This is a genomic window from Rubrivivax gelatinosus (genome assembly GCF_004340905.1).
In the GTDB taxonomy this organism is placed as follows: Bacteria; Pseudomonadota; Gammaproteobacteria; order Burkholderiales; family Burkholderiaceae_C; genus Rubrivivax; species Rubrivivax gelatinosus.
Map to the genome: position 1 here is coordinate 200,462 of NZ_SLXD01000001.1, position 24,405 is coordinate 224,866.

The 24,405-nt window shown below is 73.6% G+C and carries 18 protein-coding genes; 7 read left to right on the forward strand and 11 right to left on the reverse strand.

Features of this window, described 5'->3' with window-relative positions; all coding sequences use genetic code 11:
• Window positions 1–3: 3 nt before the first annotated feature.
• The 5 genes from EV684_RS00930 to EV684_RS00950 all read right to left on the reverse strand — a co-directional run bounded on the left by EV684_RS00930 (window position 4) and on the right by EV684_RS00950 (window position 7,881).
• The gene (locus EV684_RS00930; RefSeq protein WP_132644325.1) at window positions 4–933 is read right to left on the reverse strand and encodes a type I-G CRISPR-associated protein, Cas3-extension family; all 930 of its coding nucleotides are present in this window, start codon (window positions 931–933) and stop codon (window positions 4–6) included.
• A complete protein-coding gene (gene cas3g, locus EV684_RS00935) occupies window positions 930–3,803 on the reverse strand; it encodes a type I-G CRISPR-associated helicase/endonuclease Cas3g (protein ID WP_132644326.1) in 2,874 nt (957 codons plus the stop codon). The genes EV684_RS00930 and cas3g overlap by 4 nt, the downstream gene beginning before the upstream one ends.
• Complete coding sequence (gene csb2, locus EV684_RS00940) at window positions 3,800–5,449, reverse strand: type I-G CRISPR-associated protein Csb2 (RefSeq protein ID WP_165908352.1); 1,650 nt, start codon at window positions 5,447–5,449, stop codon at window positions 3,800–3,802. The genes cas3g and csb2 overlap by 4 nt, the downstream gene beginning before the upstream one ends.
• Before the next feature lies 1 nt (window position 5,450).
• A complete protein-coding gene (gene cas7g / locus EV684_RS00945) occupies window positions 5,451–6,770 on the reverse strand; it encodes a type I-G CRISPR-associated RAMP protein Csb1/Cas7g (protein ID WP_132644328.1) in 1,320 nt (439 codons plus the stop codon).
• Window positions 6,771–6,897: 127 nt separating this feature from the next.
• Complete coding sequence (locus EV684_RS00950) at window positions 6,898–7,881, reverse strand: helix-turn-helix transcriptional regulator (protein WP_132644329.1); 984 nt, start codon at window positions 7,879–7,881, stop codon at window positions 6,898–6,900.
• A 209-nt stretch (window positions 7,882–8,090) separates the two neighbouring features.
• Here EV684_RS00950 and EV684_RS00955 point away from each other — a divergent pair, with 209 nt between their 5' ends.
• Complete coding sequence (locus tag EV684_RS00955; RefSeq protein WP_132644330.1) at window positions 8,091–8,795, forward strand: aspartate/glutamate racemase family protein; 705 nt, start codon at window positions 8,091–8,093, stop codon at window positions 8,793–8,795.
• A 63-nt stretch (window positions 8,796–8,858) separates the two neighbouring features.
• Here EV684_RS00955 and otnI read toward each other — a convergent pair whose 3' ends face one another.
• The 5 genes from otnI to EV684_RS00980 all read right to left on the reverse strand — a co-directional run bounded on the left by otnI (window position 8,859) and on the right by EV684_RS00980 (window position 14,314).
• Window positions 8,859–9,689, reverse strand: coding sequence for a 2-oxo-tetronate isomerase (otnI, locus tag EV684_RS00960; protein WP_132644331.1), 831 nt, complete (start codon window positions 9,687–9,689; stop codon window positions 8,859–8,861).
• A gap of 133 nt (window positions 9,690–9,822) precedes the next feature.
• Window positions 9,823–10,854 carry a TRAP transporter substrate-binding protein gene (locus EV684_RS00965; RefSeq protein WP_132644332.1) on the reverse strand — a complete coding sequence of 344 codons (1,032 nt, stop codon included), beginning with the start codon at window positions 10,852–10,854 and terminating at the stop codon, window positions 9,823–9,825.
• An 88-nt stretch (window positions 10,855–10,942) separates the two neighbouring features.
• Window positions 10,943–12,295 carry an NAD(P)H-dependent oxidoreductase gene (locus EV684_RS00970; protein WP_132644333.1) on the reverse strand — a complete coding sequence of 451 codons (1,353 nt, stop codon included), beginning with the start codon at window positions 12,293–12,295 and terminating at the stop codon, window positions 10,943–10,945.
• 170 nt (window positions 12,296–12,465) lie between these two features.
• Window positions 12,466–13,746 (reverse strand): TRAP transporter large permease, encoded by a 1,281-nt coding sequence (locus tag EV684_RS00975; protein ID WP_132644334.1) that lies wholly within the window; start codon window positions 13,744–13,746, stop codon window positions 12,466–12,468.
• 10 nt (window positions 13,747–13,756) lie between these two features.
• The gene (locus EV684_RS00980) at window positions 13,757–14,314 is read right to left on the reverse strand and encodes a TRAP transporter small permease (protein ID WP_242478429.1); all 558 of its coding nucleotides are present in this window, start codon (window positions 14,312–14,314) and stop codon (window positions 13,757–13,759) included.
• A gap of 138 nt (window positions 14,315–14,452) precedes the next feature.
• Between EV684_RS00980 and EV684_RS00985 the strand changes: the two genes are divergently transcribed.
• Window positions 14,453–15,352: a LysR family transcriptional regulator gene (locus tag EV684_RS00985; protein WP_132644335.1), complete on the forward strand. Its 900-nt coding sequence runs from the start codon at window positions 14,453–14,455 to the stop codon at window positions 15,350–15,352.
• Window positions 15,353–15,586: 234 nt separating this feature from the next.
• Here the strand turns inward: EV684_RS00985 and EV684_RS00990 are convergent, their stop codons facing one another.
• Window positions 15,587–17,821 carry a sensor histidine kinase gene (locus tag EV684_RS00990; protein WP_132644336.1) on the reverse strand — a complete coding sequence of 745 codons (2,235 nt, stop codon included), beginning with the start codon at window positions 17,819–17,821 and terminating at the stop codon, window positions 15,587–15,589.
• Between the two features lie 192 nt (window positions 17,822–18,013).
• On the opposite strand from EV684_RS00990, the gene EV684_RS00995 reads away from it, so the two are divergent.
• The 5 genes from EV684_RS00995 (at window position 18,014) to EV684_RS01015 (ending at window position 24,376) form a co-directional block, all read left to right on the forward strand.
• Window positions 18,014–19,189 (forward strand): sensor histidine kinase, encoded by a 1,176-nt coding sequence (locus EV684_RS00995; RefSeq protein WP_375138608.1) that lies wholly within the window; start codon window positions 18,014–18,016, stop codon window positions 19,187–19,189.
• Window positions 19,190–19,367: 178 nt separating this feature from the next.
• On the forward strand, window positions 19,368–20,651 hold the full coding sequence (locus tag EV684_RS01000; RefSeq protein ID WP_132644337.1) for an isochorismate synthase: 1,284 nt from the start codon (window positions 19,368–19,370) through the stop codon (window positions 20,649–20,651).
• A 100-nt stretch (window positions 20,652–20,751) separates the two neighbouring features.
• Window positions 20,752–22,554: a 2-succinyl-5-enolpyruvyl-6-hydroxy-3-cyclohexene-1-carboxylic-acid synthase gene (gene menD / locus EV684_RS01005; protein ID WP_165908353.1), complete on the forward strand. Its 1,803-nt coding sequence runs from the start codon at window positions 20,752–20,754 to the stop codon at window positions 22,552–22,554.
• Complete coding sequence (locus EV684_RS01010; protein WP_165908354.1) at window positions 22,551–23,315, forward strand: alpha/beta fold hydrolase; 765 nt, start codon at window positions 22,551–22,553, stop codon at window positions 23,313–23,315. The genes menD and EV684_RS01010 overlap by 4 nt, the downstream gene beginning before the upstream one ends.
• Window positions 23,312–24,376, forward strand: a complete 1,065-nt coding sequence (locus EV684_RS01015; protein WP_132644340.1) for an enolase C-terminal domain-like protein — start codon at window positions 23,312–23,314, stop codon at window positions 24,374–24,376. Before EV684_RS01010 ends, EV684_RS01015 begins: the two co-directional genes overlap by 4 nt.
• The last annotated feature ends 29 nt before the right edge of the window (window positions 24,377–24,405 follow it).

Below are 24,405 nucleotides of genomic sequence, written 5' to 3' on the forward strand. Positions count from 1 at the left end.
CCCTCAACGCGCGCCGGCCACCCGACCCGCGCGAACCACCGCCGGAGAGAAGCTGCCGTAGCCGCCCTGTGCCGAGCGCCGGACCTCCACGGTGCAGACCGCGCCGACTCCGGGGCGACCGGCGCGCGGATCGAACCAGTCGAGCGCGAGCAGCGACCTGACTGTCGCCAGCGATGCGGGAGCGCTCCACAGAGGCCAGGCAAACTGCATGTCGCCGTGGCGGCCACGGAAGCCCGTTGTTGCCAACCCCCTGCCCCGTGGCACTGAGGGCAGCAAGGGCAGCGCGCGAAACGCGAGCCATTCGAGCGGAGCATTGACAGTCGTCGGCGCAACGCTGGGGTCCGATGCCATCAGCGCGTACAGCCGCTCGGCACCGGGATCCCAGCGCAGATTCGCGCCGCCGCGCTCAGCCGGCCGGCCGGACAACGCATCGGCCACCCAGTCGTCGCGGACGGACTCCCTGACCTTCTCGACCGTCTCCAGGAATGCCTGCTGCCCGGCCGTGAAGTGCAGCGCCGTCGGCTTGACATTGCCATGGGCACGATCCACCGCGGCTTCAGCATCGCTGCCGTACGCCGCCGCGTACAGCGCCTGATCGTCCTGCCCGGCCACCCAGGCGTCGATGGCTTGCGCCAGGAAGTGCGCATAGACCGCAGGAGCCGGCTTCAGGTCCGCCACCACACGCAGCTTGTTCTTCTCCTGCTTTTCGTAGACCAGCCGCCACGGCTGCGGCCCGGCCTGGCTGCGGGCGTCCTCGGCCACCCAGCGCACCAGGGCGTCGATGGCGACGCCCTGGATCTGGGCGACGAAGGCTCCGTCGTCCGAGAAACTCAGGCGCGCCGCAGGCTCGCGCGCCGCTGCCAGCCTCAGAAGACCGAGAGCGGCCAGGAAGTCACGCGGGTTGGTGCCCACCACGCCATCCAGTCGGTTCATGGCTCCTGCCCCCTTTCTTCGGCCTCGCTCGCCCGGTGATCCGCCAAACGCAACACCGCCTCCAGCCAGCACAGCTCCTGCCATCCGTAGCGCTCGACCAGGCGCCAGAAGCGCTCGGCCAGCGGCGAATCCAGGCGCCACAGCCGGTGGTCCGACGTCGTCGTCGGGAAATCCAGCCGGCCGAACACCGGGCTCTCGTGCCCGGCCAGCGCCACGTCCACAGGCGCAGGGTCGGCGGCCACTGGCGCGAACGGGCGGCAGTGCCCGTGGTGGCTGGCGACGAGGTGCAGCACCAGATCCAGGTCGTGGGCCAGCGCGGCGACACGCTCGCGCGCCGCCTCGATCAGGGCCAGCGACTGAAGCTCGTGCCGCGCACCCGCCGGATAGCCGCTGCGCTGCTGCGCGCGGCGCGCGGCGTCGCGGTCTGCCGGGCTGATGCGCGACTTGGCCCAGGCGCGCTCGTCCTTGAAGAACTCGATCTCGTCGCCGCCACGCAGCAGGAGCTGGAAGCGCTGGTCGGCCTTGCCGATGTCGTGCAGCCAGGCCGCCAGCGCGATGTCGGACGCCAGGGCCGAAGGCAGGCCGAGCGCTTCGGCGTAGCGCCTTGCGAAGCCCTCGACGTCCGCGCTGTGGCGCGCCAACGTGATGCCGGCGCGGCCGGCGTGGAACGAATCCTCGTCGTCGCTGCACAGATCGGCTCCGCCTTCGACGCTGCGCAGCGGCTCGCCACCGAGACGGCGGCGCAGCTCGGCCGGAGCCAGACGGGGCGCTTCCAGCAGCCGCCAGGCCTCGCGTCCGCCGCCTGGAGCGACGACGCTGGTTCGCAACCGCGCCGCCAGCGCCTGCAGCCAGACGGATCGCCAGCCGTCCTCGCCCTCCGCGGCGCGCCGCAGCGAGGGGCGCGGATCCTCGTCGTCGGGCACGGTCAGGCCCAGCCCCGCAAGCACCGCCGGATGCAGGCGCAGCACTGCACAGCCGCGCCCCATCAGCGCGGCACGTTCGGCGAGGTCGGACACCGGCTCGGTGCCGGCGGGGTCGAAACTGCCGCTCGACAGGCCACCCCGCGTGCTGGGCACGACCAGCGTGTCGCCAGGGCGCAGTTCGTCGGCGCCGATGATGCGGCTGTCGTCGCCGCGCCAGCACAGTGCGCGCCGGCCGCCGTCGGTGCTGTCCGTGTCATCGTCGGCGCCGGCTACGGCGTCGACGTCGGCGATGTCGGCCGCGCCATCGCCGCGCAGCCACGCCCTCGCAGCGACGAAAGGCAACGACACCGTCTCCAGGCTGCTCGGGCGCACGGCGGCCACGACGCTGCGGGCCGCCGCGGGGTCGTCGCCCGCCAACATGGCCTCGTCGAGGTCGGCTCGCCACAACACCTGGACATCGGCCGGCCCGGACTGCGGGCCGTGCAGGAACAAGGCCACGTCCGGCACCAGGGCCGGTGCAGGCGCCGTCTGCATCCACAGGTCGACATAGGCGGGCAGCAGCGTCGGCGCGCGCCGCAGCGGGGCCAGCAGCGGGCCAGGCTCCTCAGGCAGTGCCAGCCGCTCGATGCCAAAGTCCAGCTTCTTCTGGCCCTTGAGCCAGTCCCAGGTCGACTTGAGCGCCGCGCCGTAGATCGGGTCGTCGCGAGCCTCGCCGCTGACGTGCACGACCACGGCTTCGGCTCGGCCGTAGCGGCCGAGCCGGTCGACGCGGCCCAGGCGCTGGCGCAGGGCGTCGAGGCTGGCCGACTCGCTGACCATCGCGTCGAAGTCCAGGTCCGCACCGGCTTCGATGCATTGCGTGGCGACGACGATCAAGCGGCCGTCGGCAGCGTCGCGCGTGCGGCCCGAAGCGATGCGCGGCCACCAGCGCGCCAGCAGGTCGTCGCGGTCCAGCGGGCGCATGCGGCCGGTCAGCAGCACGACATCGACGTCCGAAGCGCCGCGCTCTCGCAGCAAGGCTGCGGTCTGGCGTGCCGAGGCGACGCGGTTGACAACGACGGCGACGACCGCATGGCGGTCCAGCAGGCGCAGCGCCAGTTCGGCACAGGCGGCCGGCAGCGCGTCTCGCGTCTTCACGGTGCTGGTCGTCACAGGCTTGGCCGCGTGCAGACGCGGCCCCAGCGCCGATTCCGGCGCCCGTTCGGCAGCGTCCAGGCGGAAGCTGTCATCGACCTCGCCGCCCGGCGTGGCCGACAGGAACACACGATGGAAGCGCTGCGGCAGGGACGGCACGCTTTCAGGCCTGGCGCGAGAGCGCAGGCGCTGCAGTGCATCCAGCGTCTGCGCGAAGGGTCGCGACAGATGCACCTCGTCCAGCAGCAGCAGCGTGTCGTTGGCCAGCAGGCCGGCGTGCACGGGCCGCATGCCCGGCGACACGCCGTAGCCCTGGATCAGCAGGCGCGAGCCGACCTGGTCGACGGTCGAGGCGATGACCAGCGGCTGATGTGGCGTACGTGCCCAGCCGTCGTCCTTGGGGATGCCGCCGCGCAGCGTGTAGACGGCCAGAGGCTCCTCGTCGCCGCCCGTCAGCGAAGCCAGGGCATCGCGCACGGCCGCCAGCACCGGCACGTCATCAGCCCGGGTCAGCGCCGCGAGCAGGCGGCGGCCACGCTCGGCGGCCTGGTCGACGACGACGCGCCGGTCCACGACCATCGCGATGCGCCGCGGACACCAGCGATCTGCCGGCGGCGTCGCCGCGTCGAGCGCCAGCGCGAACAGCGCGATGTCGATGCAGCTGGTCTTGCCGGCACCGGTCGGCAGGTCGAGCACGGCCGGCCAGCTACGTCGGGTGACGACACGCTCCAACAGCCGCTGTTGCCACGGAAATGGCGGGTGGCCGTGGACGGCGGCGTGAAAGGCCGCGAAATCCGAGGTCTGCAGCGTCATGCGCCACCTCCTTCGGCGGCAGGCATGCACAGCCCGAGGCCGTAGTGCCGCCCCGCGCCGAGCAGCACCGGACCGGCCACCGGCTGGGCGAAACGAAGCCGGGCGTGCACCCGCACCCGCGGTGCACGCCCGGCGCTGACGACCCAGCCGCGGAAGTCACCGCCAGGCTGGGCGCCGGCGGCCAGCGGCGAAAGGCTCACTTCGACTTCTTCAGGGCGGGGCAAGCCGATCCTTACGCAGGCCTCGGCGATGCAGCGCTGCGCTTCGACGGCGGCGCGATGCGCGGTGCCGCCGAGGTTGCTGCGCAAGTTTCCGGGATGGCGATCGAGCGCGATCGGCGTTGCCGTGACGAAGCTGCGCGAAGGCTGGCACCAGCGGTCCGGCCTCAGCCCCCAGCGCTCGGAGAGCTCCACACGCCGAAGCCGAACCGGAGGCAGCCCTTCAGCGGCGAGTTCGACGACGCCATCGTCCCCGCGCGCGGCCTCCCAGGCAGCCAGCCGGCGCATCAGCGTGCGCCGCTCATCGGACGCCAGGCCAGCCGGCAGCACGATGGCACAGCCCAGCACACCGCCGTCGGCGTGCTCGTGGCCAACGTCGGGACAGGCGACGAAAGCCAGGTGTGGCACGGCGGTCGGGCGTCCGTCTGCGTCATGACCGCACAAGGACGGGGGCAGCGAAGCGCCAGGACCGCCCGCCTCCAGCAAGGCCGCCCGCAGCGCACGGGCCAGCTCCGGGCCACGCGAGGCGCGCAGCCGGGCACCACCGCAACGCTGGTAGACGATCCACTGCGGCGAGAACACGCCGCGGGCAGCGGCGACAGGCTCCCGATCAGCCTTCGGAGCGGCGTAGCACTGCGGGCGCGCAGGCAGCACTCGCGCCTCGACGCCTTCGTGACGCACATGGGCGGCACGCAGCCTATCCAGCTGCCCAGGGCCAACGACGCGCAGGACCAACGGAGCAGCCTCCACCGGCACCAGCGTGGGCTGCACCATGCGTTCGACGCGTGTGCAGCGCACCAGCGAGGAGGCGTGCCCCAGCCGGGTCACGCGGCCCAGGACAGCGTCGAAACCGGCCTGCAACTCGGCTGGCAGCACCGACGGCCAGACGAACGCGAAAACAGGCTGCGGCGGGGTCACCGACGGGAAGGCTCGCACCTGTCGTGTGCGCCGGTCGGGCAACAGCGCTGCAGCGGCTTTGAGATCGACAGCGCTGGCTTGTCCGCCCGTGTCCGCCAGCTTGGCGACCAGTTGGTCGCGAAGCTTGTCGCGCGCCTTGAGCGCGGCCGTGACGGTCTTCTTGGGCTCGGACGGCGACAGGGCCGACAGTGCGACTTCGGCGTCGCCGAGCTTGCGCGCAGCCTCGTGTGCCGCAGCCAGCACCGTGACGTCGTTGACCGGCACGTAGACGTCGTGCACGTCGCGCCGGGCCGGCGCGCCCTCGGGAAGTTCCAGCGCTGGTGCCGGCTGGCACTCGAGCCAGCGCAACGCGGCCTCCTCGGCCGCGGCGGGCGGATCGGCGTCATGCAGCGCCGCCACCAGCGCCGAGTAGAAGCGCGCCGGATGCGGCGGCCACTCGGCACGGCGGCGGTCGTCGTGCGCCGTGGCGACGTAGCGGCCGGCCAGCAGTTCGACTTCGACGACCAGCACCTCAGTCTCCCTCGGCGTCGGCACCGGCGGCCGCGAGCTTGCGGCTCTCGATGACCAGATGCTGCAGCTTGGGAGAGGGCGTGAGTTCGGCGAGCGCGACGCCCGGTGCCAGCACTTCGCCACTGCCCCAGCGCACGAAACTCAGTTCAGGCGGCAGTGCCGCGACCGCGGCGACGTAGAGATCGACGGCCTCCTGCAGGGTCAGCGCCAGCGGGACGACGCTGCCGTCCTTGACGACGGCCTCCAGTTGCAACGTGCCGCGTCCATCGGCCGAGGGCACCAGCAGGCAGCGCGAGCGCAGGTCGTGGCCGCGGTCTTCGGCGGCCAGGGCGGCGAGCAGCGCCAGCGCTGCGAGCACGGTACGCACGGCGGCATCGCCGCCGCCGAAGGACAGCCGGCGCAGCGCGGCCAGCGAAAGCACCAGGGTCTGCTCGGCGTGGTCGATGGTGACGCCGCCGGCCACGTCGTCGATGGACGGAGGGATGTTTCCGTGCACGATGGAGGCAGGCTTGCCGGCCTTGTCCTTGCTGCCCCACTTGCGCACCCGGTCGGCATCGGCGTCGCTGCGGGGCGGCTTGGTCGGATCCAGCACCTCGGCCGCCATCACGTCGGTGGTCCAGGTCAGGTTTCCGTCCGCGTCCCGCTCGCGGGCGACGTAGATCGTCGCCGCGTCGCGCATGATCGCCGCCGGATCGATGCGGCTGGAGGTCTTGACGCCACGCACCGCGCCGACACCGACAATCTCCGACACGAGGGCTCGCGCGAACTTGGCACCGCGCCCACCTTTGGGCCCGGTGCTGTCCCAGAGCCCGAACACCAGCGCGGTTGGGCAGGCGCGGAACAGCGGACCAGCGTTGCGGATCGAGGCATCGACGAAGGACTTGCCCAGCGCAGATGCACGGAACAGCGTCTCGCCATGCAGGCTGTCGCGCAGCAGCGCGTCGGCGACGCGGTGCGGCGCGGTCAGCGAGGTCACGCAGCCGACCTCGGGCGCGATGGCCCCGAAGTCGACCGTGATCACCGGCAGTGCGATGCGGCGCTCGGCCCACAGCGCCTGCAGCGCCTCTTCCATGCGGTTGGCTTGGCTTTGCACCGAGTCCAGCAGCACGCATTCGGCGACCTCACCGCCGGGCAGGATGCGGCGCTCGAAGGCGTAGCGCGCCCCGGGCTGGGGCTTGCGGTCATCGACGCTGTGCGTGGGCGGGAACACCTTGTCGCCCGGGCCACCGGCCGGCTCCAGCACGGCCTTGCCGCGAATGGCGACGGCACCGCCGGCCACGAACGCGGTCAGGGTATCGAGGGTCAGTTGCTGTCGGGTCATCTCGTCTGCTCCTGTGTCGTCAAGGTGGAAGGGATTGCCGCGACGGCTTTGCCGCGCAGCGATGAGGAAACTGTCGCCGGCCGCCGGGCCAGCAGATGAGCCGCCAAAGCGCTGCGGCCCTGAAGATTCATCCAGCGTCTTGCAGCGCCACCCCCGCCTTCAGCCGCGCCAGCACCTCGTCGGCCAGCTCCTGCGGCCACAGCACCTCGACCTCGGGCGCGTGGCGCAGCACGTCCATCACCAGCTCGCGCGGGTCGGCGTAAGGCAGGTCCAGCAGCCAGCGGCCCTCGGCGTCGAAGCGGCCTCGCTGGTCTGCGTGCCAGCGCTCGGCGGCCACCCAGCGCGCGCGCTCGGCGCTGAAGCGCAGCCGCGCCCAGGTGACGTCGCGGCCGGCGAAGATGCCGTAGCCGGCGCCCAGCACGGCGTCGAGTTCGTCTTCGGGCACGTCGATGGCGGTGCGGTCCAGCACGCGCACCCGCCGCACGGCGTCGACGCTGAAGTGGCGCAGCGCCTCGCGCTGGTGGCACCAGGCGTCCAGGTACCAGTTGTCGCGGTAGTGCACCAGGCGCTGCGGCGACACCTCGCGCTCGCTGGTCTCGGCGCTGGTGCGGCTGCGGTAGCCGATCTGCAGCCGCTGGCGGCGCAGCAGCGCGGTGCCGATGGCCTGGAAGCCCGGCAGGTCGATGCGGCGCGCGCCGACGGTCTGCACGCGGATGCGCCGCGCCACATCGCTGCGCGGCGGCGCGCCGGTGCCCAGCAGTTGCGACAGGCGCTTGCGCAGCGGCTCGATGTGCGGGCCCAGGAAGCCGCCGGCGTCCAGGTTGGACAGCAGGTGCTGCATGGTCAGCAGCGCGTGGATCTCCTCGGCGCTGAACCACAGCCCGGGCAGCTCGTACTGGCCGTCGGGCCCCTCGGGCCGGCGCTGCAACCGCCAGCCGCGGCGCTCGCGGTCCCACTCGACGGGCGTGTTCAGCCGGTCGCGCAGCAGCGCGATGTCGCGCTTGAGCGTGGAGGCCGACACCTCCAGCTCGCGCATCAGCCACTCGCGGCTCACGCAGCGGCCCGAGTCCAGCCACTGCCGGATCTTGTAATGGCGGTCGGTCTGTGCCACCTGCCCTCCCTGGCCGCGATGTCCGCGGCGCGCCCAATCTAGTACAACGGGTGCCCGCCGAAGGCGGGAGAACTCAGGAACGCAGGCACGGCGCGCCTGCCGGCACCCCGGATGGGGGGCCGGCCACAGCGTCAGCCCAGCCCCGCAACGGCCCAGTGGCCCCGCCCCTGCCCGCCCGATCTCGAAACCCAGGACACGAAGTCATCTCCATGCCCGCACCGTTGCACATCGGAATCGTCGGCTGCTCTGCTGAAGGCGCCGCTCTCTGCTACCGGACGATCTGCGCAGAAGGCGCAGCGCTGCTCGGCCCGCACGCTCATCCTGAGGTCTCGCTGCACACCGCGTCCCTCGCCGATTACGTCGAGTGCCTGGAGCGCAACGACCTCGACGGCGTCGCCGAGCTGATGCTGGCTTCGGCCCAGAAACTCGCCGCCGCGGGCGCCGACTTCCTGGTCTGCCCCGACAACACGATTCACCAGGCGTTCTCGAAGGTCGAGCCGGCCTCTCCGCGGCCCTGGCTGCACATCGCCGAGGTCGTCGCCGCCGAAGCCGCCGCGCGCGGCTATCGGCGCATCGGCATCACGGGCACCCGGTGGCTGGTGGCGAGCGAGGTCTACCCCGAGAAGCTGGCCGCGCGTGGGCTGGACTACGTGCGCCCCAGCGAAGCCGAACGAGACGAGATGGGGAGGCTCATCATGGACGAGCTGGTCCCGGGTGTTGTCAGGCCGGCCACCGTCGCGTATTTCCAGAGCGTCATCCGCAACCTGCAGGCCCACCACTGTGACGCCGTGGTTCTGGGTTGCACCGAGATCCCGCTGATCATCGACGACGGCAACTCGCCGCTTCCGACGCTGGACTCCACTCGCCTGTTGGCGCGGGCCGCGCTGCGCCGGGCGGTCGAATCCGGGCGCTGAGGGGAAACGAACTCCTCCTCTGGCGCATGACGCCGGCCCGGCCTGGCGTTGATGCCGGCCGGCTCAGCCGCGCCGCCGCCCGCCCGCCCGCTCCCGATGCAGCCAGGTCAGGCCCGAGGACGTGCCCAGCGGTTTGCCGCCGCGCGCGGGCCGGTACTCGCAGCCGATCCAGCCGTCCCAGTGCCCCTGTGCGGCCAGCTCGTCGATGAGCTCGAAGAGGTACGGGTAGTGCACCTCGCCCCGGTCGGGCTCGTGGCGTTCGGGCACGCCGGCGATCTGCAGGTGGCCGACCTGCCCGGTGGGCAGCCAGCGGCGCAGCAGCATCGCCAGGTCGCCCTCGGTGATCTGGCAGTGGTACAGGTCCATCTGCACCTTCAGCGCGGGCGAGCCCAGGGCCTGCACCGCGTCGTGCGCGTCCTGCTGGCGGCTGAGGAAGTAACCCGGCATGTCGCGCTGGTTGATGGGCTCGATGAGCAGGGTGCAGCCGGCGGCCAACGCGCGTGCCGCGGCCCACGCGAGGTTGTCGTGCCAGAGCGCCAGACGCTGCTCGCGGCGCACGCCGGCGGGCAGCAGGCCCGACATCACGTGCAGGCGGCGGCAGCCCAGCGCCCGCGCACAGGCCAGCGCACGCTCGATGCCTTCGCGGAACTCGGCCTCGCGCCCGGGCAGGCTGGCCAGGCCGCGCTCGCCGCCAGCCCAGTCGCCGGGGGGCGCGTTGAACAGCACCTGGCTCAGGCCGTGCTCGTCGAGCAGGGCGCGCAGCGTCGCGGGGTCGTGCTCGTAGGGGAAGAGGTACTCCACGCCCTCGAAGCCGTCCTGCGCCGCGGCGCGGAAGCGCTCGAGGAAGGGCTTCTCGGGATACATCAGCGACAGGTTGGCGGCGAAGCGGGGCATGGTGGCGGCAGGTCGCGTAACGAGTGGGATGCGGTGGCGGGGCCGGCCGGCGGCCACCGCGGGCCGGCCCGGCCGGCGCAGGCCCGGGTCGTCCTGCGCGTCGGCCGGCCCCGGCGGTGTGCCGGGCGCGGGCTTACTTCGCTTCGCGCAGGCGTTCGACCTCGGCGCTCACCTCGCCCACCAGCGCCTCGCCGATGTCCTTGGCCAGCTTGGCCGAGACCGGCGCGAGGTGGCGGCGCATGCGCTCGATCTCGGCGGCGCTGACCTCGTTGACGAGGGTGCCGCGGGCCTTGAGCGAGGCGGTGGACCTGGCCTCCATCTCGCGCGAGACCTGGCGCTGGTAGGCCCGCGTCTCGACCGCGGCCTCGGTGAGCACCCGGCGCTCGGCGTCGTTGAGCCGGGCCCAGGCCTTGCCGCTGGCCAGCACGATGAGCGGGTTGTACTGGTGGCGCGTCAGCGAGAGGTACTTCTGCACCTCGTTGAACTTGTTGGCGTCGAACACCGCGGTGGGGTTCTCCTGCCCGTCGACGGCCTTGGTCTCCAGCGCGGAGTAGACCTCGGTGAAGGCCATCGGCGTGGCGTTGGCGCCCAGGCCGTTGATGGTCTCGATGATCATCGGCGACTGCGACACGCGGATCTTCAGCCCCGCGAAGTCCTCCAGCCGGGCCACCGGACGGCGGCTGTTGCTGAGGTTGCGGAAGCCGTGGTCCCAGTAGGCCAGGCCCACCAGGCCAGCCGGCACTTGCGTCAGCAGCTTCTGGCCCACGGGGCCGTCGAGCAGCGCGTCGGCCTCGGCGAAGCTGCTGAACAGGAAGGGCATGTCGAAGACCGCGAAGGGCTTGGCCAGGCCCACCATCAGGCCCGGCGGCAGGGTCGTCATCTCGACGGTGCCGCCCTGCAGCGCCGAGATGGTCTGGATGTCGCCGCCCAGCGTGCCGCCAGGGAAGAGCCTGATCTGCATGCGCCCCTTGGACTTGGCCGCCACCAGCTCGGCAAAACGCACCGCGCCCGCGCCCATGTGGCTGTCCTTGGGCTGGACGAAAGCGAACTTGAACGTCTGGTCGCGGATCTCCTGCGCGGCCGCGGGCAGCGCGGCGGCAGCGAGCAGGGGGGCAGCGAGCAGGGCGCGGGCGAGCAGGCGTCGCAGGGCGTTGGGGGTCTGCATGGTGATGTCTCCGTTGTGTCGATGGCCTTCTGGGGGCGGTGGGCCCGGCGCCGTGGCGGCGCCGGGGCGGCGGCGTGGCCGCGCGGGGTCAGAGCTGCAGTTCGCGGCGGAACATGTCCTCCTGGGCGCGGCGCACCTGCACGGCCTGCTTGCTGGCGTCGTACTCGACGTCGTCCCAGCTCACGACCTCGCCGGCGGCGATGTCGCGCTTGAGCACCATGTTGTGCGCCAGGCCGATGGGCAGCGCGCGCCGGCGCAGCGAGGTGGCGGTGGGCATCAGCTTGCCGTAGACGGTGAAGCCGCCCTCGCCGTCGAGCTTCTCGCCGGCCCTGAGCGCACGCTTGGCGGTGGCGCCCACGTCGCCGCGCCACTCGCCGGTGGCGCCGGTGGCCTCCTGGCGCACGGCGATGCTGGCCACCGAGATGCCCAGCTCCAGGCCGATGAGGTGGTAGGGCTTGTACATGGCGGCGTAGCGGCCGCTGGCGTCGGTCTTCAGGCCGTACTGCTGGAAGCAGTCCTTCACGTAGGGGCTGGGCGCCTCGAACACGGCGTACACGCCCCAGCGCAGGTCACGGAACACCGGGCGGCCATCGCGCTCGAGCGAGCTGACCACCTCGACCATGCCCTTCTTCGGCAGGATGCCGCCGTCGGCGGCCGGGCGCAGGACGTGCGGCAGGTCGTCCACGCCCACGGGCGGGAACACCAGGCCGTCCTCCGGCGGCGACAGCTCGCAGCCGTTGGCCACCGCGGCCATCTCCAGCGCCGACTTGGTGCCGTCGAGGAAGCTGTTGAACATCTGCGCGTTGAAGTCGCCGCCGGCGACCTGCGCCTCGCTGAAGCCGTAGTGGCCCCAGACCGTCTCGGGCGTGCTGGCGTGGTAGATCGGCAGGTACTTGGTGCCCTTGCCGGCGCACACGACCTCCATGCCGATGGTGCGTGCCCAGTCCACCAGCTCGGCGATCAGCGCCGGCTGGTCGCCCGAGGCCATGCTGTAGATGATGCCGGCCTCGGCCGCCCGGCGCGCCAGATAGGGGCCGGCCAGCACGTCGGCCTCGACGTTGACCATGATGATGTGCTTGCGGTGCTCGCAGCACAGCAGCGCGTGGGCGATGCCGGCGGCGGGGCTGCCGGTGGCGTCGATGACGATGTCCACCGCGTCGCTGGCGATGACGGCGTGGGCGTCGTCGGTGATGAAGGTGCTGCCGTCCTTCTTGGCCTGGGCCAGCGAGGTGGCGGCGAAACGCGGCGCGTCCCAGCCCACGCGCGCCAGCGAGGCGCGGGCACGGTCGGGCGAGAGGTCGACCACCGCGGTCAGGTGGATGCCCGGCGTGCGCGGCGCCTGCGACAGGTACATGGAGCCGAACTTGCCGGCGCCGATCACGGCGACGCGCACCGGCTGGCCGTTCTGCGCGCGGGTCTTGAGCTTGCGGATGAGGGACATGGACTCGGGGTCTCCGTCTGGGGGTTGGCAAGGAGCGGTGTGCGCTCCGGATCGGGCGAGCCGGCCTGCCGGCTCGGTCAGAAGCAGTCGCAGCGGTGAACGAACCGCGCACGCCCGGGCCGCTCGCCCTGCGACGGCCGGGCGGGTGAGGCGGGCTCGTTCACGGCCTGTCAGCCGTGGAGCCAGCGCAGCGGCACCAAGACGAGTTGCGGGAAGAAGACGAGCAGGAACATCACGGCCGTCTGCGCGGCCATGAACGGCAGGACGCCGCGCGTGACTTCGGTGATGTTCATGCGGCCCACGCCGGCCACCACGTTGAGCACGGTGCCCACCGGCGGCGTGATCAGGCCGATGGCGTTGTTCATGATGAACAGCACGCCGAAGTAGACCGGGTCGATACCGGCGGCCTTCACCAGCGGCATCAGCACCGGGGTCATGATCAGGATGGTGGGCGTCATGTCCATCGCCATGCCCACCACCATCACCAGCACCATGATGGCCAGCAGCAGCAGCGTGGGGCTGTCCAGCAGCGGCTCGAGCAGGCTCACCACCTGGCTGGGCACGTCGGCCACCGTGATCAGCCAGGCGCTGACCATCGCCGCCGCGACCAGGAACATGATCACGGCGGTGGTGCGCGAGGCGCTGACGAAGACCTCGGCGAGCTGCGGCCAGTGCAGCTCGCGGTAGACCAGCGTGGACACCGCCAGCGCGTAGACCGCCGCCACCACCGCCGCCTCGGTGGGCGTGAACACGCCCATCCTCAGGCCCACGACGACGATCACCGGCAACGCCAGGGCCCAGGTCGATTCGCGCAGCGCCGTCCAGCGCTCGGCCGCGGAGGCCGGCGGCGGCGGCTGCACCGCCTCGCGGCGCGAGATCCAGCCCCAGGTCAGCGCCAGCGCCAGGCCCAGCATCAGGCCGGGCACGATGCCCGCGAGGAAGAGCTTGCCCACCGACACGTTGGCCGCGACGCCGAAGACGATGAAGCCGATGGACGGCGGGATGACCGGCGCGATGATGCCCGCCGAGGCGATGAGGCCGCCGGCGCGCGCCCGGTCGTGGCCGGCGCGCACCATCATCGGCAGCAGCAGCGTGGCCAGCGCCGCGGTGTCGGCCACCGCCGAGCCCGACAGCGCGGCCATCAGGCAGGCGGCGACGATGGTCACGAAGCCCAGGCCGCCGCGGCGGTGGCCCACCAGCGCGAGCGCGAGGTTCACGATGCGGCGCGACAGCCCGCCCACGTTCATGATCTCGCCGGCCAGCATGAAGAAGGGCACGGCCAGCAGCGGGAAGCTGTCGGCGCCGTTGATGACGTTCTGCGCCAGGATCTGGGCGTCGAGCAGGTCGAGCTGCCACATCAGCGCCACGCCGCTGGCCAGCAGGGCGTAGGCGATGGGCGTGCCCAGGGCCATCACGGCCAGCAGCGAGCCGAGGAAGAGAAACACGGTCATGGCCTGCTCCTCAGTGGCGCCAGGCGGCGCTGCGGTCCAGGTGCAGGTCCTGGATCTGCGCCACGTCCTCGGACTCCTGCAGCGGCGCCAGGTCCTCGTCGCCGAGCTCGCCGGTGACGGTGCGCAGGGCCTGGCGCAGCAGCAGCCCCAGCACGAGCACGCCGAAGACCACGCCGGCACCGTAGAACCCCGCCATCGACAGGCCGCTGACCGGCGCGCGCACCGACCAGTTGATGGCCGCCTGCTGCCAGCTGCCCACCAGGAGCAGCGCGGTGATGGCGATCATCAGGGTCTGGCTGAGCAGCAGGCAGGCCCGGCGCCCGCCGCGGCCCAGGCGCTCGACCAGCAGGTTGCTGCCCAGGTGGCCCCGGTTCTCGACGGCCACCACGGCACCGAGCATCGTCATCCAGACGAAGGCCCAGCGGGCCAGTTCCTCCGACACGGTGATGCTGGCGTCGAAGCCGTAGCGCATCACCACGTTGCCGAAGACCAGCACCACCATCAGTGCCAGCAGCGTGGCGCATGCGAGGTCCAGCACCCGCATGCCCCTGCGTATCCAGAAAGCCATGTCTGTCTCCGATCTTGTCTCGTCGGTCACCTCTGCGGGTGCCGGCCCCGGCCGGTGTGGACGGGGCGAGGCCACGATAGCATCGGCATTCCTGCAAAAGAACTCGCAAATCAGCACACCGGCTGTGCAAAAACTCGCATGCCCGACTTCGACTGGAACGACCTGCGCGCCTTCCTGGCGATGGCCCGCACCGGCCGCCTGACGGTGGCCGCGCGGCAGCTGGGCGTGGATCACAGCACCCTGAGCCGGCGCATCAGCGGCCTGGAGGCGGCGCTGGGCACGCCGCTGTTCGACCGCCGCCCGGCCGGCTTCGTGCCCACCCCCGAGGGCGAACGGCTGCTGCCCGACGCCGAGGCCATGGAGGCGATGGCGCTGCGCCTGACCGGGCGCCTGGCGGACGCGGGCCAGCAGCTCTCGGGCAGCGTGCGCGTGGGCTCGCCCGAGGGCTTCGGCACCTACTTCTTCGGGCCGCGGCTGGCCACGCTGGCCACGCGCCACCCGCAGCTCGAACTGGAGCTGGTGGCCATGCCGCGCAGCTTCAGCCTGTCCAAGCGCGAAGCCGACCTCGCCATCACGATGACGCGCCCGGCCCAGGGCCGCGTCTACGCGCACAAGCTGGTGGACTACGCGCTGGGCCTGTACGCCAGCCCGCAGTACCTGCAGGGCCACGCCGCCATCCGCCAGCGCGAGGACCTCACGGCCCACCGCTGGATCGGCTACGTCGAGGAACTGATGTGGACCGAGGAGCTGGACTACCTGCCCCAGGTGCAGCGCGGCCTGGTGCCGCAGCTGCGCATCTCCAACGTCATCAGCCAGATGATGGCGCTGGCCGGCGGCGCGGGCCTGGGCGTGCTGCCGCACTTCATGGCGCGCCAGCAGCCGGGCCTGGTGCCGGTGCTGGCGGACAAGGTGCGCCTGGTGCGCAGCTACTGGTGCGTGACGCACGAGGACACGCACGAGCTGGCCCGCGTGCGGCGCGTGGTCGAGTTCCTGGACGAGCAGGTCATGGCGGCGGGCGACGACTTCTGGCTCGACTGAAGCGGCCGTGAACGCACCCACCACGCCGGGCGGCCCAGGCATGCAGGTTGACGACGCGGGCGCCCGCGGGCCGGTGGCGGGCGATGGCGCCGGGCGGCAGGCAGGCGAGCGGGCACGCGTCGGGCATCAGGCGAGCCGTGCGTGGTTGCCGGGCCAGGCCGGTCACACCAAGGCGTCACCCGGCTCACCCGCCCGGGTTCCGCGGGCCGGCAAGGCCCGCTTGCCGACCGCGCTTCACGCTGGCGGCTGTCCGGTGCTCCTCGGCAACTCCACCCAGAACACGCTCCCCTCCCCGACCACGCTGCGCACGCCGATGCGCCCGCCCTGCAGCTGCACCAGCTGGCGCGTCACGTCCAGGCCCAGGCCGCTGCCCCGGGCGCGTTCGGGCTGCGCGCTCTCGGCCTGCTCGTAGCGGCCGAACAGCCGCGCCTGGTCGGCCTCGCCGATGCCGACGCCGGTGTCCTGCACCTCCAGCCGCCAGCGCTCGCTGTCCAACGCCTGCGCCCGCAGCACCACGCGGCCGCCGGCCGGGGTGAACTTGACGGCGTTGGACAGCAGGTTCAGCAGCACCTGCGTCAGCCGCAGCGGGTCCAGGCACAGCCCGGGCAGCGGCTGCAGCTCGGCGTGCAGCCCGATGCGCTTGGCCTCGGCCGGCTCGCGCAGCAGCGCCAGCGCCTCGTCCACCAGCACCGGCAGGTCCAGCGGCCGGGGCCTGAAGTCGAGCTTGCCGGCTTCGATGCGCGACAGGTCCAGCAGGTCGTTCACCACCTGCAGCAGGTGCTGCCCGCCCTGGGCGATGCGGTCCAGGTACTGCCGGTGCCGCGCCGACTCGGGCGGCACCTTGCCCTGGCGCAGGAGGTTGGCAAAGCCGATGACGCCGTTGAGCGGCGTGCGCAGCTCGTGCGAGACGCTGGCCAGGAACTCCTGCTTGCGCCGGCTGGCCGCGGCGATCTCGCGGTTCTGCGCCTCCAGCTCCACGCCGCGCAGGCGCAGCGTCTCGTTCTGCTTGCGCTCGGTGATGTCGGCGACGACGCCGATCATGCGCGCCGGCGCGCCGGCTTCGTCACGCAGCATCAGGCTGTGCAGCGCCAGCCAGTGCTCGCTGCCGTCGGACCAGACGACGCGGAACTCGGTGTTCAGCGCCTCGCCCAGGCGCATCGAGGCCTCGGCCTCGGCCAGCACGCGCGGGCGGTCCTCGGGGTGCAGCGCGCTGCGGAAGGACTCCACCGTCCATTCGGCCACCGGCTCGGCGTGGCCGAAGCAGCGGTCGTGCTGCTCGGAGTGGTGCAGCACGCCGCTGCGCATGTCCAGGTCCCAGGTGCCCATGCGGCTGGCTTCGATGGCCAGGCGCAGGTCGGCTTCGCTGCGGCGCAGAGCGGCCTCGGCCAGGTCGCGCGCCTGCTCGCGCTCGTCCAGCAGCCCCTGGGCGCTGACCAGCGCGTCGGCCAGCTCGCGCGCCTCGTGCATGTCGGGGCGGGGGATCGGCACGCGCCGGCCGGCGCCGATCTGGCGCGCCGGGCCGGTCAGCGCCTGGATGGGCCGGGCGATGCTGCGCGCCAGCACGGTGGCCAGGCCCAGCCCGCCCAGCAGCAGCACGGCCGCCAGCCCGGTGAACAGCGCCAGGCTCTCGCGCAGCTCGGCGGTCAGCTCGGCGCGCGGCGCGCCGATCGTCACCGACCACAGCCAGCGTTGGGACCGCGCATGGGCGGCCAGCACCTCCACGCCTTCGCGCGTGGTCGTGAACGAGCTGCTGCTGTCCTCGTTCAGCACGCGCTGCAGCATCTGCGGCACCAGCGGCGTGCCGACGTAGCGCTCGGCGTTGACGGTGCGCGCGGCGGTGATGCCCTTGCGGTCGACGACGCTGGCGATCCAGCCCGGCGGCAGCCCCTGGCGCCGCATGAAGTCGGCCAGCGTGTCCACCGACAGCACCATGACGAGCCAGTAGCGCTGGCGCCCGTCGCGCATCACCGGCACGCGCAGCGACACGCGCCGCACGCCGGTGACGGCGCCCAGGAACAGGTCCGACACCTGCGCCTGGCCGTCGCCGGTGGCCGGCGGGAACATGTCCAGCGGGCGGCGCGGCGGCAGCGGCCCGCCGTAGGGCACCAGCAGGTTGAGCAGCTGGTTCTCCTGGGTGTCGAAGATCACCAGCGTCAGCGCGTCGGTCTCGGGGCGGGCCAGCGCGGCCTGGTCGTGGAAGGCGCGCAGGTCGCCCCGGTCCAGGTGCGGCGAGGTGGCCAGCATGCGCAGTGCCGTGGCGTGTTTGTCGATCTCCGACTCCAGCGCCTGCAGCAGCCGCGTGGCCGACGTGCCGGCGCTGCGCATCAGCGCGTCGTGCTCACGCTGGTAGTGCGTCAGCAGCACCACCACCGCCGCCAGCCAGCCCGGCACGATGCAGGCGACGACGAGCAGCTGCAGGCGCCCACGGATGGTGCTGGGCAGCCAGGAGCGTCGCTCAGCCAGTCGCATGCAGGCACCTCGCTGTCGGCGGGCACGGGGTGGCGGGGGGCACGGCGGCACGCGCGGGCGTCGCCCGGCGGTCAGGGCTCATGCGTCCCCACTCGGGATGACGATTCTGCCCAGCGTGGCACGGTTCACGCTGAGGGTTAATCACAGCGGAACGCGCCGCTGGCGCAGTCTTTGCCTTCAGAGGAGGGCCGGATGCTGCATCAACCTCAGGACTTGGGCCTGGCCGACTTCATCATTCATGACCTCGACGCCATCATGGCCGAGTGGGAGGCGTTCGCTGCCACCCAGCTGCCGGCGGCCGAGGGCATGTCGTCGCTGGCGCTGCGCGACCACGCCCCCGCGATCCTGCTCACGGTGGCGCGCGACTTGAAGACGCAGCAGACGCAGCTGCAGCAGGCGGACAAGTCCAAGGGCCTCGCGCCGGTGAGCCCCGGTGCGCCGCAGACGGCGGCCCAGACGCACGCCGTGCTGCGCGCACGCCACGGCTTCGACATCAACCAGTTGGTGGCCGAATACCGCGCGCTGCGTGCCAGCGTTCTGCGCCGCTGGCTCGCCGTGGTGCCGCTGGAGCGGCCGCAGGTCGAGGAAGTGATGCGTTTCAACGAGGCGATCGACCAGGCGGTGGCCGAGTCGGTGGCGCACTTCCATGCCCAGGTGGAGTTCTCGCGCAACCTGGTGCTGGCGATGCTGGGGCACGACATGCGCACGCCGCTGGGCAACATCTTCATGACGGCCACCTACCTGCATCGGCTGCAGGCCGGCGAGCAGGTGACGACGGCGGCGGCGCGGCTGATGCGCAGCGGCGAGTCGCTGCGCGCGCTGATCGACGACCTGACGACCTTCGGCCGCACCAGCCTCGGCCTGGGGTTGAGCCTGGCATGCGCGCCCATCGACCTCGCCCCCCGGGCGGCCGACGAAGTGGAACAGCTGCGCGGCGCCCACCCCGGCCGGCACATCGAACTGTCGATCAGCGGCGACACCCACGGCCACTGGGACGGCGTGCGGCTGCAGCAGCTGCTGCGCAACCTGGTGTCCAACGCCATCCGCTACGGCAGCCGCGACGCGCCGGTGCAGGTGGTGCTCGACGGCCGGGACCCGCAACTCGTGCTGCGGGTGGACAACCGCGGCGAGCCCGCGGACGCCCAGGCCCTGGCCCGGCTGTTCGGCCCGCTGGAACGCGGCAGCGCACCTCAGGAAGGCGGCGAGGGCCGCGAGAGCCTGGGGCTGGGGCTGTACATCGTGCGCGAGATCGCCCAGGCGCACGGCGGCGAGGTCACGGTGCGCTGCGACGGCGACCTCACCGCCTTCACGGTGCGGCTGCCGCGCGGCGAACCCGGCACGCCGGCAGCCGCCGACACTGCCGGCTGAACAGGGCGCCGGCCGGCCCGTGTCGCCAGGCGGGGACGGCGCTTCGCCAAACCTTGCGCGCAGCGCGGCCTATCGTCACGCTCTCTTGACCTAGGTCTAGCCGCGACCCTGCGCTGCGCCCGGGTCAGCGTGTATCGTCCCGCCGAGCCTCAGCCCCCGGTCCGCGCCCCCGTCGTCGATGAACCTCGCCCTGCCCCCCGGCCATCCGCTGCGTCTTTGCAGTGCCGCGCTGGAGATCGCCCCGCTGCCGCCCGAGCGCCTGCTCGCCGCGGGCGGCGAGCCGACGGCGGCGTTCCTGGCGCCCAACGGCGAGTCCTGGGTGGGCATCGGCGCGGTGCGCTGGCTCACCGGCAAACCGGGCGACGCGCACGCGCTGTGGGCCGGTCTGGCCGATGTCAGCCCCGACGCCCCGCCGCCCGCTGCGCTGGGCGCGCTGCCGTTTTCGGCGCGCGAGATGCCCGACGCGCTGTGGGCCGGCCTGATGCCCGGCGGCGTGGTGCTGCCCGAGCGCCTGGTGGTGCAGCGCGGCGGCCGCGCCTGGCTGCGCCTGACGCTGCCGGCCGCCGAGGCCGACACGCTGCGCGCCCGGCTGAACTCGGTCGCGCGCGAGCTGGCGGCGCTGCCGGCGGCCGAGAACACGCCGCTTCCGGGCTTCGACGAGTTCGACGACGCCGACACGGCGGCGCGTTACACCGCCGCGGTCGGTGACGCGGTGGCACGCATCCGCGCCGGCGAGCTGGTCAAGGTGGTGCTGGCGCGGCGCGCCAACATCGCGTTCGAACACGCGCCCAGCGCCGCCGCGGTGCTGCGCCGGCTGTCGGCACACCAGAGCGGCGCGGTGCGCTACGCCTGGTGCCGCGGCGGCAAGGCCTGGCTGGGCGCCACACCCGAGACACTGCTGCGCCTGGACGGCCGCACGCTGCGCACCGAGGCGCTGGCCGGCACGCGCCCGGAGGCCCGCGCCGACGAGCTGCACGCCGACGCCAAGGAGCGCCACGAACACGCCGTCGTCGTTGACGCGGTGCGGGCGGCCATCGCACCCTGGGTGCAGGCGCTGCCGCCGGCGCGCCCGCCCGGCCTGCGCCGCACGCGCGGGCTGGCACACCTGCACACGCCGATCGAAGCCACGCTGCGCGCCGACACCGACGCGCTGGCGCTGGTGCACGCGCTGCACCCCACGCCCGCGGTCTGCGGCCTGCCGGCCGAGCGCGCCGCCACGCTGCTGGCAGCCCTGGAAGGCGAACCGCGCGGCCTGTATGCCGGCCCGGTGCTGCGCCTGTCGGCCGACGGCACGGCACACGCCGTCGTCGGCCTGCGCGGTGCGCTGCTCAGCGGCCGGCTGGCGGTGCTGCCGGCGGGTGCCGGCATCGTCGACGGCTCCGACGGCGAACGTGAACTCGCCGAGACACGCGCCAAACAAGGCAGCGTGCTCGACGCGTGGCGGGCCTTCGCCGCAGCATGAGCGCTCAGGACTTGTCCGGGGCTCATTCCCGCTTGGCGGGACCGGCCGCCAGGCCGGAGGGTGCCCCAGTGAGCGCTCAGGACTTGGCCGGGGCGCCCCAGTGAGCGACCTGCACACCGCCTGGGCGCGGCTGTTCGCCGGCGCGCTGCGCGACGCGGGCATCGGCCACGCCGTCATCAGCCCCGGATCACGCTCGACGCCGCTGGCCCTGGCGCTGGCGCGCACGCTGCCGCACACGCTGCTGCACGACGAACGCGCGGCGGCCTTCTTCGCGCTCGGCCAGGCACGGGCCAGCGGCCGCCCGGCGGTGGTGCTGGCCACCAGCGGCACCGCGCCCGGGCACTGGTTGCCGGCGGCGATGGAAGCGCGCGAGGCCGGCATCCCGCTGCTGCTGCTCAGTGCCGACCGGCCCTGGGAGGTGCAGGACGCGCAGGCCTCGCAGACGGTGGACCAGCAGCACCTCTTCGGCCGCCACGTGCGCGCCTTCTACGACCTGGGCCTGCCCGACGAACACCCGGCCGCGCTGCGTGCCGTGCCGCGCATCGCCGCGCAGGCGGTGCTGGCCACACGCCACCCGCTGTCCGGCGCGGTGCACGTCAACGCGCGTTTTCGCAAGCCGCTGGAGCCGCAGCCCGGCCCGGGCGGCGAGCCCTGGCGGCCGCTGGTCGAGCGTCTGTCGCGCGACGGCGCGCCGCGCCTGCTGCCGCCGGCGGCCATGCCGTCGCCCGAGGCGGTGGCGCTGCTGGTCGAACGCGTGACGGCCGCGCCCAAGGGCCTCATCGTCGCCGGCCCGCTGCCCGCGCCCGACGCGCCGGCGCTGCGCCGCGCGGTCGCGCGTTTCGTCGCCGCCAGCGGCTACGTGCTGCTGGCCGAGGCCACGAGCCAGCTGCGTTTCGGCCTGCCGGCCGAAACCTTGCCGCGCTGCCTGGGCGCCTTCGACGCGCTGCTGCGCGCGCGCCCGGTGCGTGCCGCGCTGAAGCCCGAACTGGCGCTGGAGATCGGCGCGCCGGCGGTGTCTGCGCAGTGGCTGGCGCTGTGTGCCGGCCACGACGCACCCGAACGCATCGTGCTGCCCGGCGAACGCCCGGCCGACCCCGCCGGTGGCGCCGCCGCGATGCTGCTGGGCCCGGTGGCCGCGCTGCTGGAGGCCGCCGCCGAGCGCCTGGAGTCCCAGGCACGGCCGCGGGCCGAGCATGAGGCCGCCACCGCGTACGCCCAGGCCTGGCAGTTCGCCGAAGCCGGCGCCTGGGCGGCACGCGAGGACTGCGCCGACGGCGGCGACGACGGCCCGCTGCACGAACACCAGATCCCGGCGCTGCTGCGCGCCGCGCTGCCGGCCGGTGCGACGCTGATGGTGGGCAACAGCAACCCGGTGCGCGACCTGGACCACGACCTGCGCCCCGACGGCCGGCCGCTGGCCGTGCTGCACCAGCGCGGCGCCGCCGGCATCGACGGCCTGGTGGCCGGCGCCGCCGGCGCCCGGCGTGTGCTCGACGGCCCGCTGGCGCTGCTGCTGGGCGACGTCTCGCTGCTGCACGACGCCGGCGGCCTGGCCGCCGCGGCCGCGGTGCGCGGGCCGCTGGCCATCGTCGCGGTGCACAACGACGGCGGGCGCATCTTCGAGCGCCTGCCGATCGGCCGCGCCCCGGCGCTGGCCGACGACTGCGAGGCGCTGTTCGTCGCCGGCCACGGCCGCGGCTTCGAGGGCCTGGCCGACACCTATGACCTGGGCTACGAGCGTGTGGCCACGCCGGCAGCACTGCGCGACGCGCTGGACTGCGCGCTGGCCGCCAACCGGCCGATGCTGATCGAGGCGCGTGTCGCCGACGGCGGCAGCGCCACGCGCGCAGCGCTGCTGTCGGCGATGGCCGAGGCCGGCGCCGCGGCGGTGTCGCTGACGTGAACGCGCCCGGCACCCGCCACGCCGCACGCGGCGACGGGCCGCCGCTGGTGTTGCTGCACGGTTTTCTCGGCCACCCGGGCGCCTGGGACGGCGTGCTCGCCGCCCTGCCCGCGCACGGCGAAACCTGGTGCCCCTGGCTGCCCGGCCACGGCCCGGCGGCGCCCGAACCGCGCAGCTGGGCCGAGGCGGTGGACACCATCGCCGCCACGCTGCCCCCCGGTGCGCTGTTGGCCGGTTATTCGATGGGCGCCCGGCTGGCGCTGGGCGCGGCGATGGCGCGGCCGGGCCGCGTACGCGCGGTGCTGCTGGTCGGCGGCCACGTCGGGCTGGCGGGCGGGGCCGAACGCGCCGAACGTGCGGCGCAGGACGCGGCGCGGGCCGCAGCCTTGCGCCGCGACGGCCTGGCCGCCTTCGTCGACGCCTGGGAGGCGCTGCCGCTGTTCGCCAGCCAGCGGGCTATGCCGGCCGCGGCGCAGGCGGCCCAGCGCGCCGCGCGGCTGGCGCACGACGCCCAGGCGCTGACCTGGGCTTTCGAGGTCGCCGGGCTGGCGCAGATGCCCGACTACCGCGCCGCGGTCGCCACGACCGGCCAGCGCCTGCACTGGCTGACCGGGGCCGAGGACACCCGCTTCGACACCCTGGCCGCGGGCCTGGCGCGGCCGCCGCAGATCACGCACGAACGGGTGCCCGGCGCCGGCCACAACCTGCTGCTCGAAGCACCACAGGCCGTGGCCGCGGCGCTGGCGCGGCTGGCGGCATGAACACCGGCGCGCGGCGGCTGACGCTGGGCGCGCCGGTACGCGTGCCCTGCGGCACGCTCAGCGTGCGCGGCAGCGACAGGCCGCGGGTGGCGGTGCGGGTCGCGGTGTCCGACGGCAGCTTCACCGGCCACGGCGAGGCCCTGCCGCTGCCGGGCTTCAGCAGCGACGACGCCGACACGGTGCTGGCCGTGCTGGCGGCGCTCGCCGGCACGACGCTGCGGCTGCCCGACGCCGGCACGCCGGGCGCGCGGCTGAATGCCGCGCTGGCGCCGCTGGCCCCGCTGCTGGCGGGCTCGCCGTCGGCACGCTTTGCGCTGGAGTGCGCGCTGCTGGAGGCCGCGGCGCAGGCCGAAGGCCGTGCGGCCGCCCGCTGGCTGGCCGGCGGCCGCACGCTGCAGCCGGTGGCCGTGAGCGTGCTGCTGCCCGACGATGAACGCGCGCCGTCGGCAGCCGCCGAGGCCGCGGCCCGCGGCCACCGCGTGCTGAAGCTGAAGATCACGATCCCCGGCCGAAGCCCCGCCGACGAAGACCGCCTGCTGGCGGCGGTGCGTGCGGCAGCCGACGCCGCCGCCGGCCCGGGCGCGGTGGCACTTCGGCTGGACGCCAACGGTGCGCTCGCGCCGGCCGACGCACCGGCGCGGCTGGCGGCGCTGGCGCGCCACGGTGTCGAGCTGGTCGAGGAGCCCTGCCCGGGCATGCCGCCGCCGCTGCCGCTGCCCTGGGCCGCCGACGAGTCGCTGGCCGACCCGGCGCGTGCCGCGGCCCTGCTGTCGCTGCCGCCGGGACGCCGGCCCGCGGCGCTGGTGCTCAAGCCGGCGCTGCTCGGGCTGGCGCGCTGCCTGGCGCTGGCCGACCAGGCCGTCGCGGCCGGCATCGGGCTGATCGTCACCCACGCTTTCGATGGCGACACCGGCTTCGCCGCCGCCTGCGCGCTGGCACAGGCGCTGCCGGTGCCGCCGCTGCCCTGCGGCCTGGCGCCGCACGCCGGCCTGGAGCGCGACTGTCCGGCCGCGGCCTGGCTGCCGCCGGCGGCAGGGCCTGGGCTGTTGCCGCCCGCCTGAAACCCACGACCATATGCTTCGTATACGTT

What these genes read in the sequence shown, in the direction of transcription:
- EV684_RS00930 (WP_132644325.1), bottom strand. Translation starts at nt 933, where the DNA reads ATGAACCGACTGGATGGCGTGGTGGGCACCAACCCGCGTGACTTCCTG.
- cas3g (WP_132644326.1), bottom strand. Translation starts at nt 3,803, where the DNA reads ATGACGCTGCAGACCTCGGATTTCGCGGCCTTTCACGCCGCCGTCCAC.
- cas7g (WP_132644328.1), bottom strand. Translation starts at nt 6,770, where the DNA reads ATGACCCGACAGCAACTGACCCTCGATACCCTGACCGCGTTCGTGGCC.
- EV684_RS00955 (WP_132644330.1), top strand. Translation starts at nt 8,091, where the DNA reads ATGCCCGCACCGTTGCACATCGGAATCGTCGGCTGCTCTGCTGAAGGC.
- otnI (WP_132644331.1), bottom strand. Translation starts at nt 9,689, where the DNA reads ATGCCCCGCTTCGCCGCCAACCTGTCGCTGATGTATCCCGAGAAGCCC.
- EV684_RS00965 (WP_132644332.1), bottom strand. Translation starts at nt 10,854, where the DNA reads ATGCAGACCCCCAACGCCCTGCGACGCCTGCTCGCCCGCGCCCTGCTC.
- EV684_RS00970 (WP_132644333.1), bottom strand. Translation starts at nt 12,295, where the DNA reads ATGTCCCTCATCCGCAAGCTCAAGACCCGCGCGCAGAACGGCCAGCCG.
- EV684_RS00975 (WP_132644334.1), bottom strand. Translation starts at nt 13,746, where the DNA reads ATGACCGTGTTTCTCTTCCTCGGCTCGCTGCTGGCCGTGATGGCCCTG.
- EV684_RS00980 (WP_242478429.1), bottom strand. Translation starts at nt 14,314, where the DNA reads ATGGCTTTCTGGATACGCAGGGGCATGCGGGTGCTGGACCTCGCATGC.
- EV684_RS00985 (WP_132644335.1), top strand. Translation starts at nt 14,453, where the DNA reads ATGCCCGACTTCGACTGGAACGACCTGCGCGCCTTCCTGGCGATGGCC.
- EV684_RS00990 (WP_132644336.1), bottom strand. Translation starts at nt 17,821, where the DNA reads ATGCGACTGGCTGAGCGACGCTCCTGGCTGCCCAGCACCATCCGTGGG.
- EV684_RS00995 (WP_375138608.1), top strand. Translation starts at nt 18,014, where the DNA reads ATGCTGCATCAACCTCAGGACTTGGGCCTGGCCGACTTCATCATTCAT.
- EV684_RS01000 (WP_132644337.1), top strand. Translation starts at nt 19,368, where the DNA reads ATGAACCTCGCCCTGCCCCCCGGCCATCCGCTGCGTCTTTGCAGTGCC.
- EV684_RS01015 (WP_132644340.1), top strand. Translation starts at nt 23,312, where the DNA reads ATGAACACCGGCGCGCGGCGGCTGACGCTGGGCGCGCCGGTACGCGTG.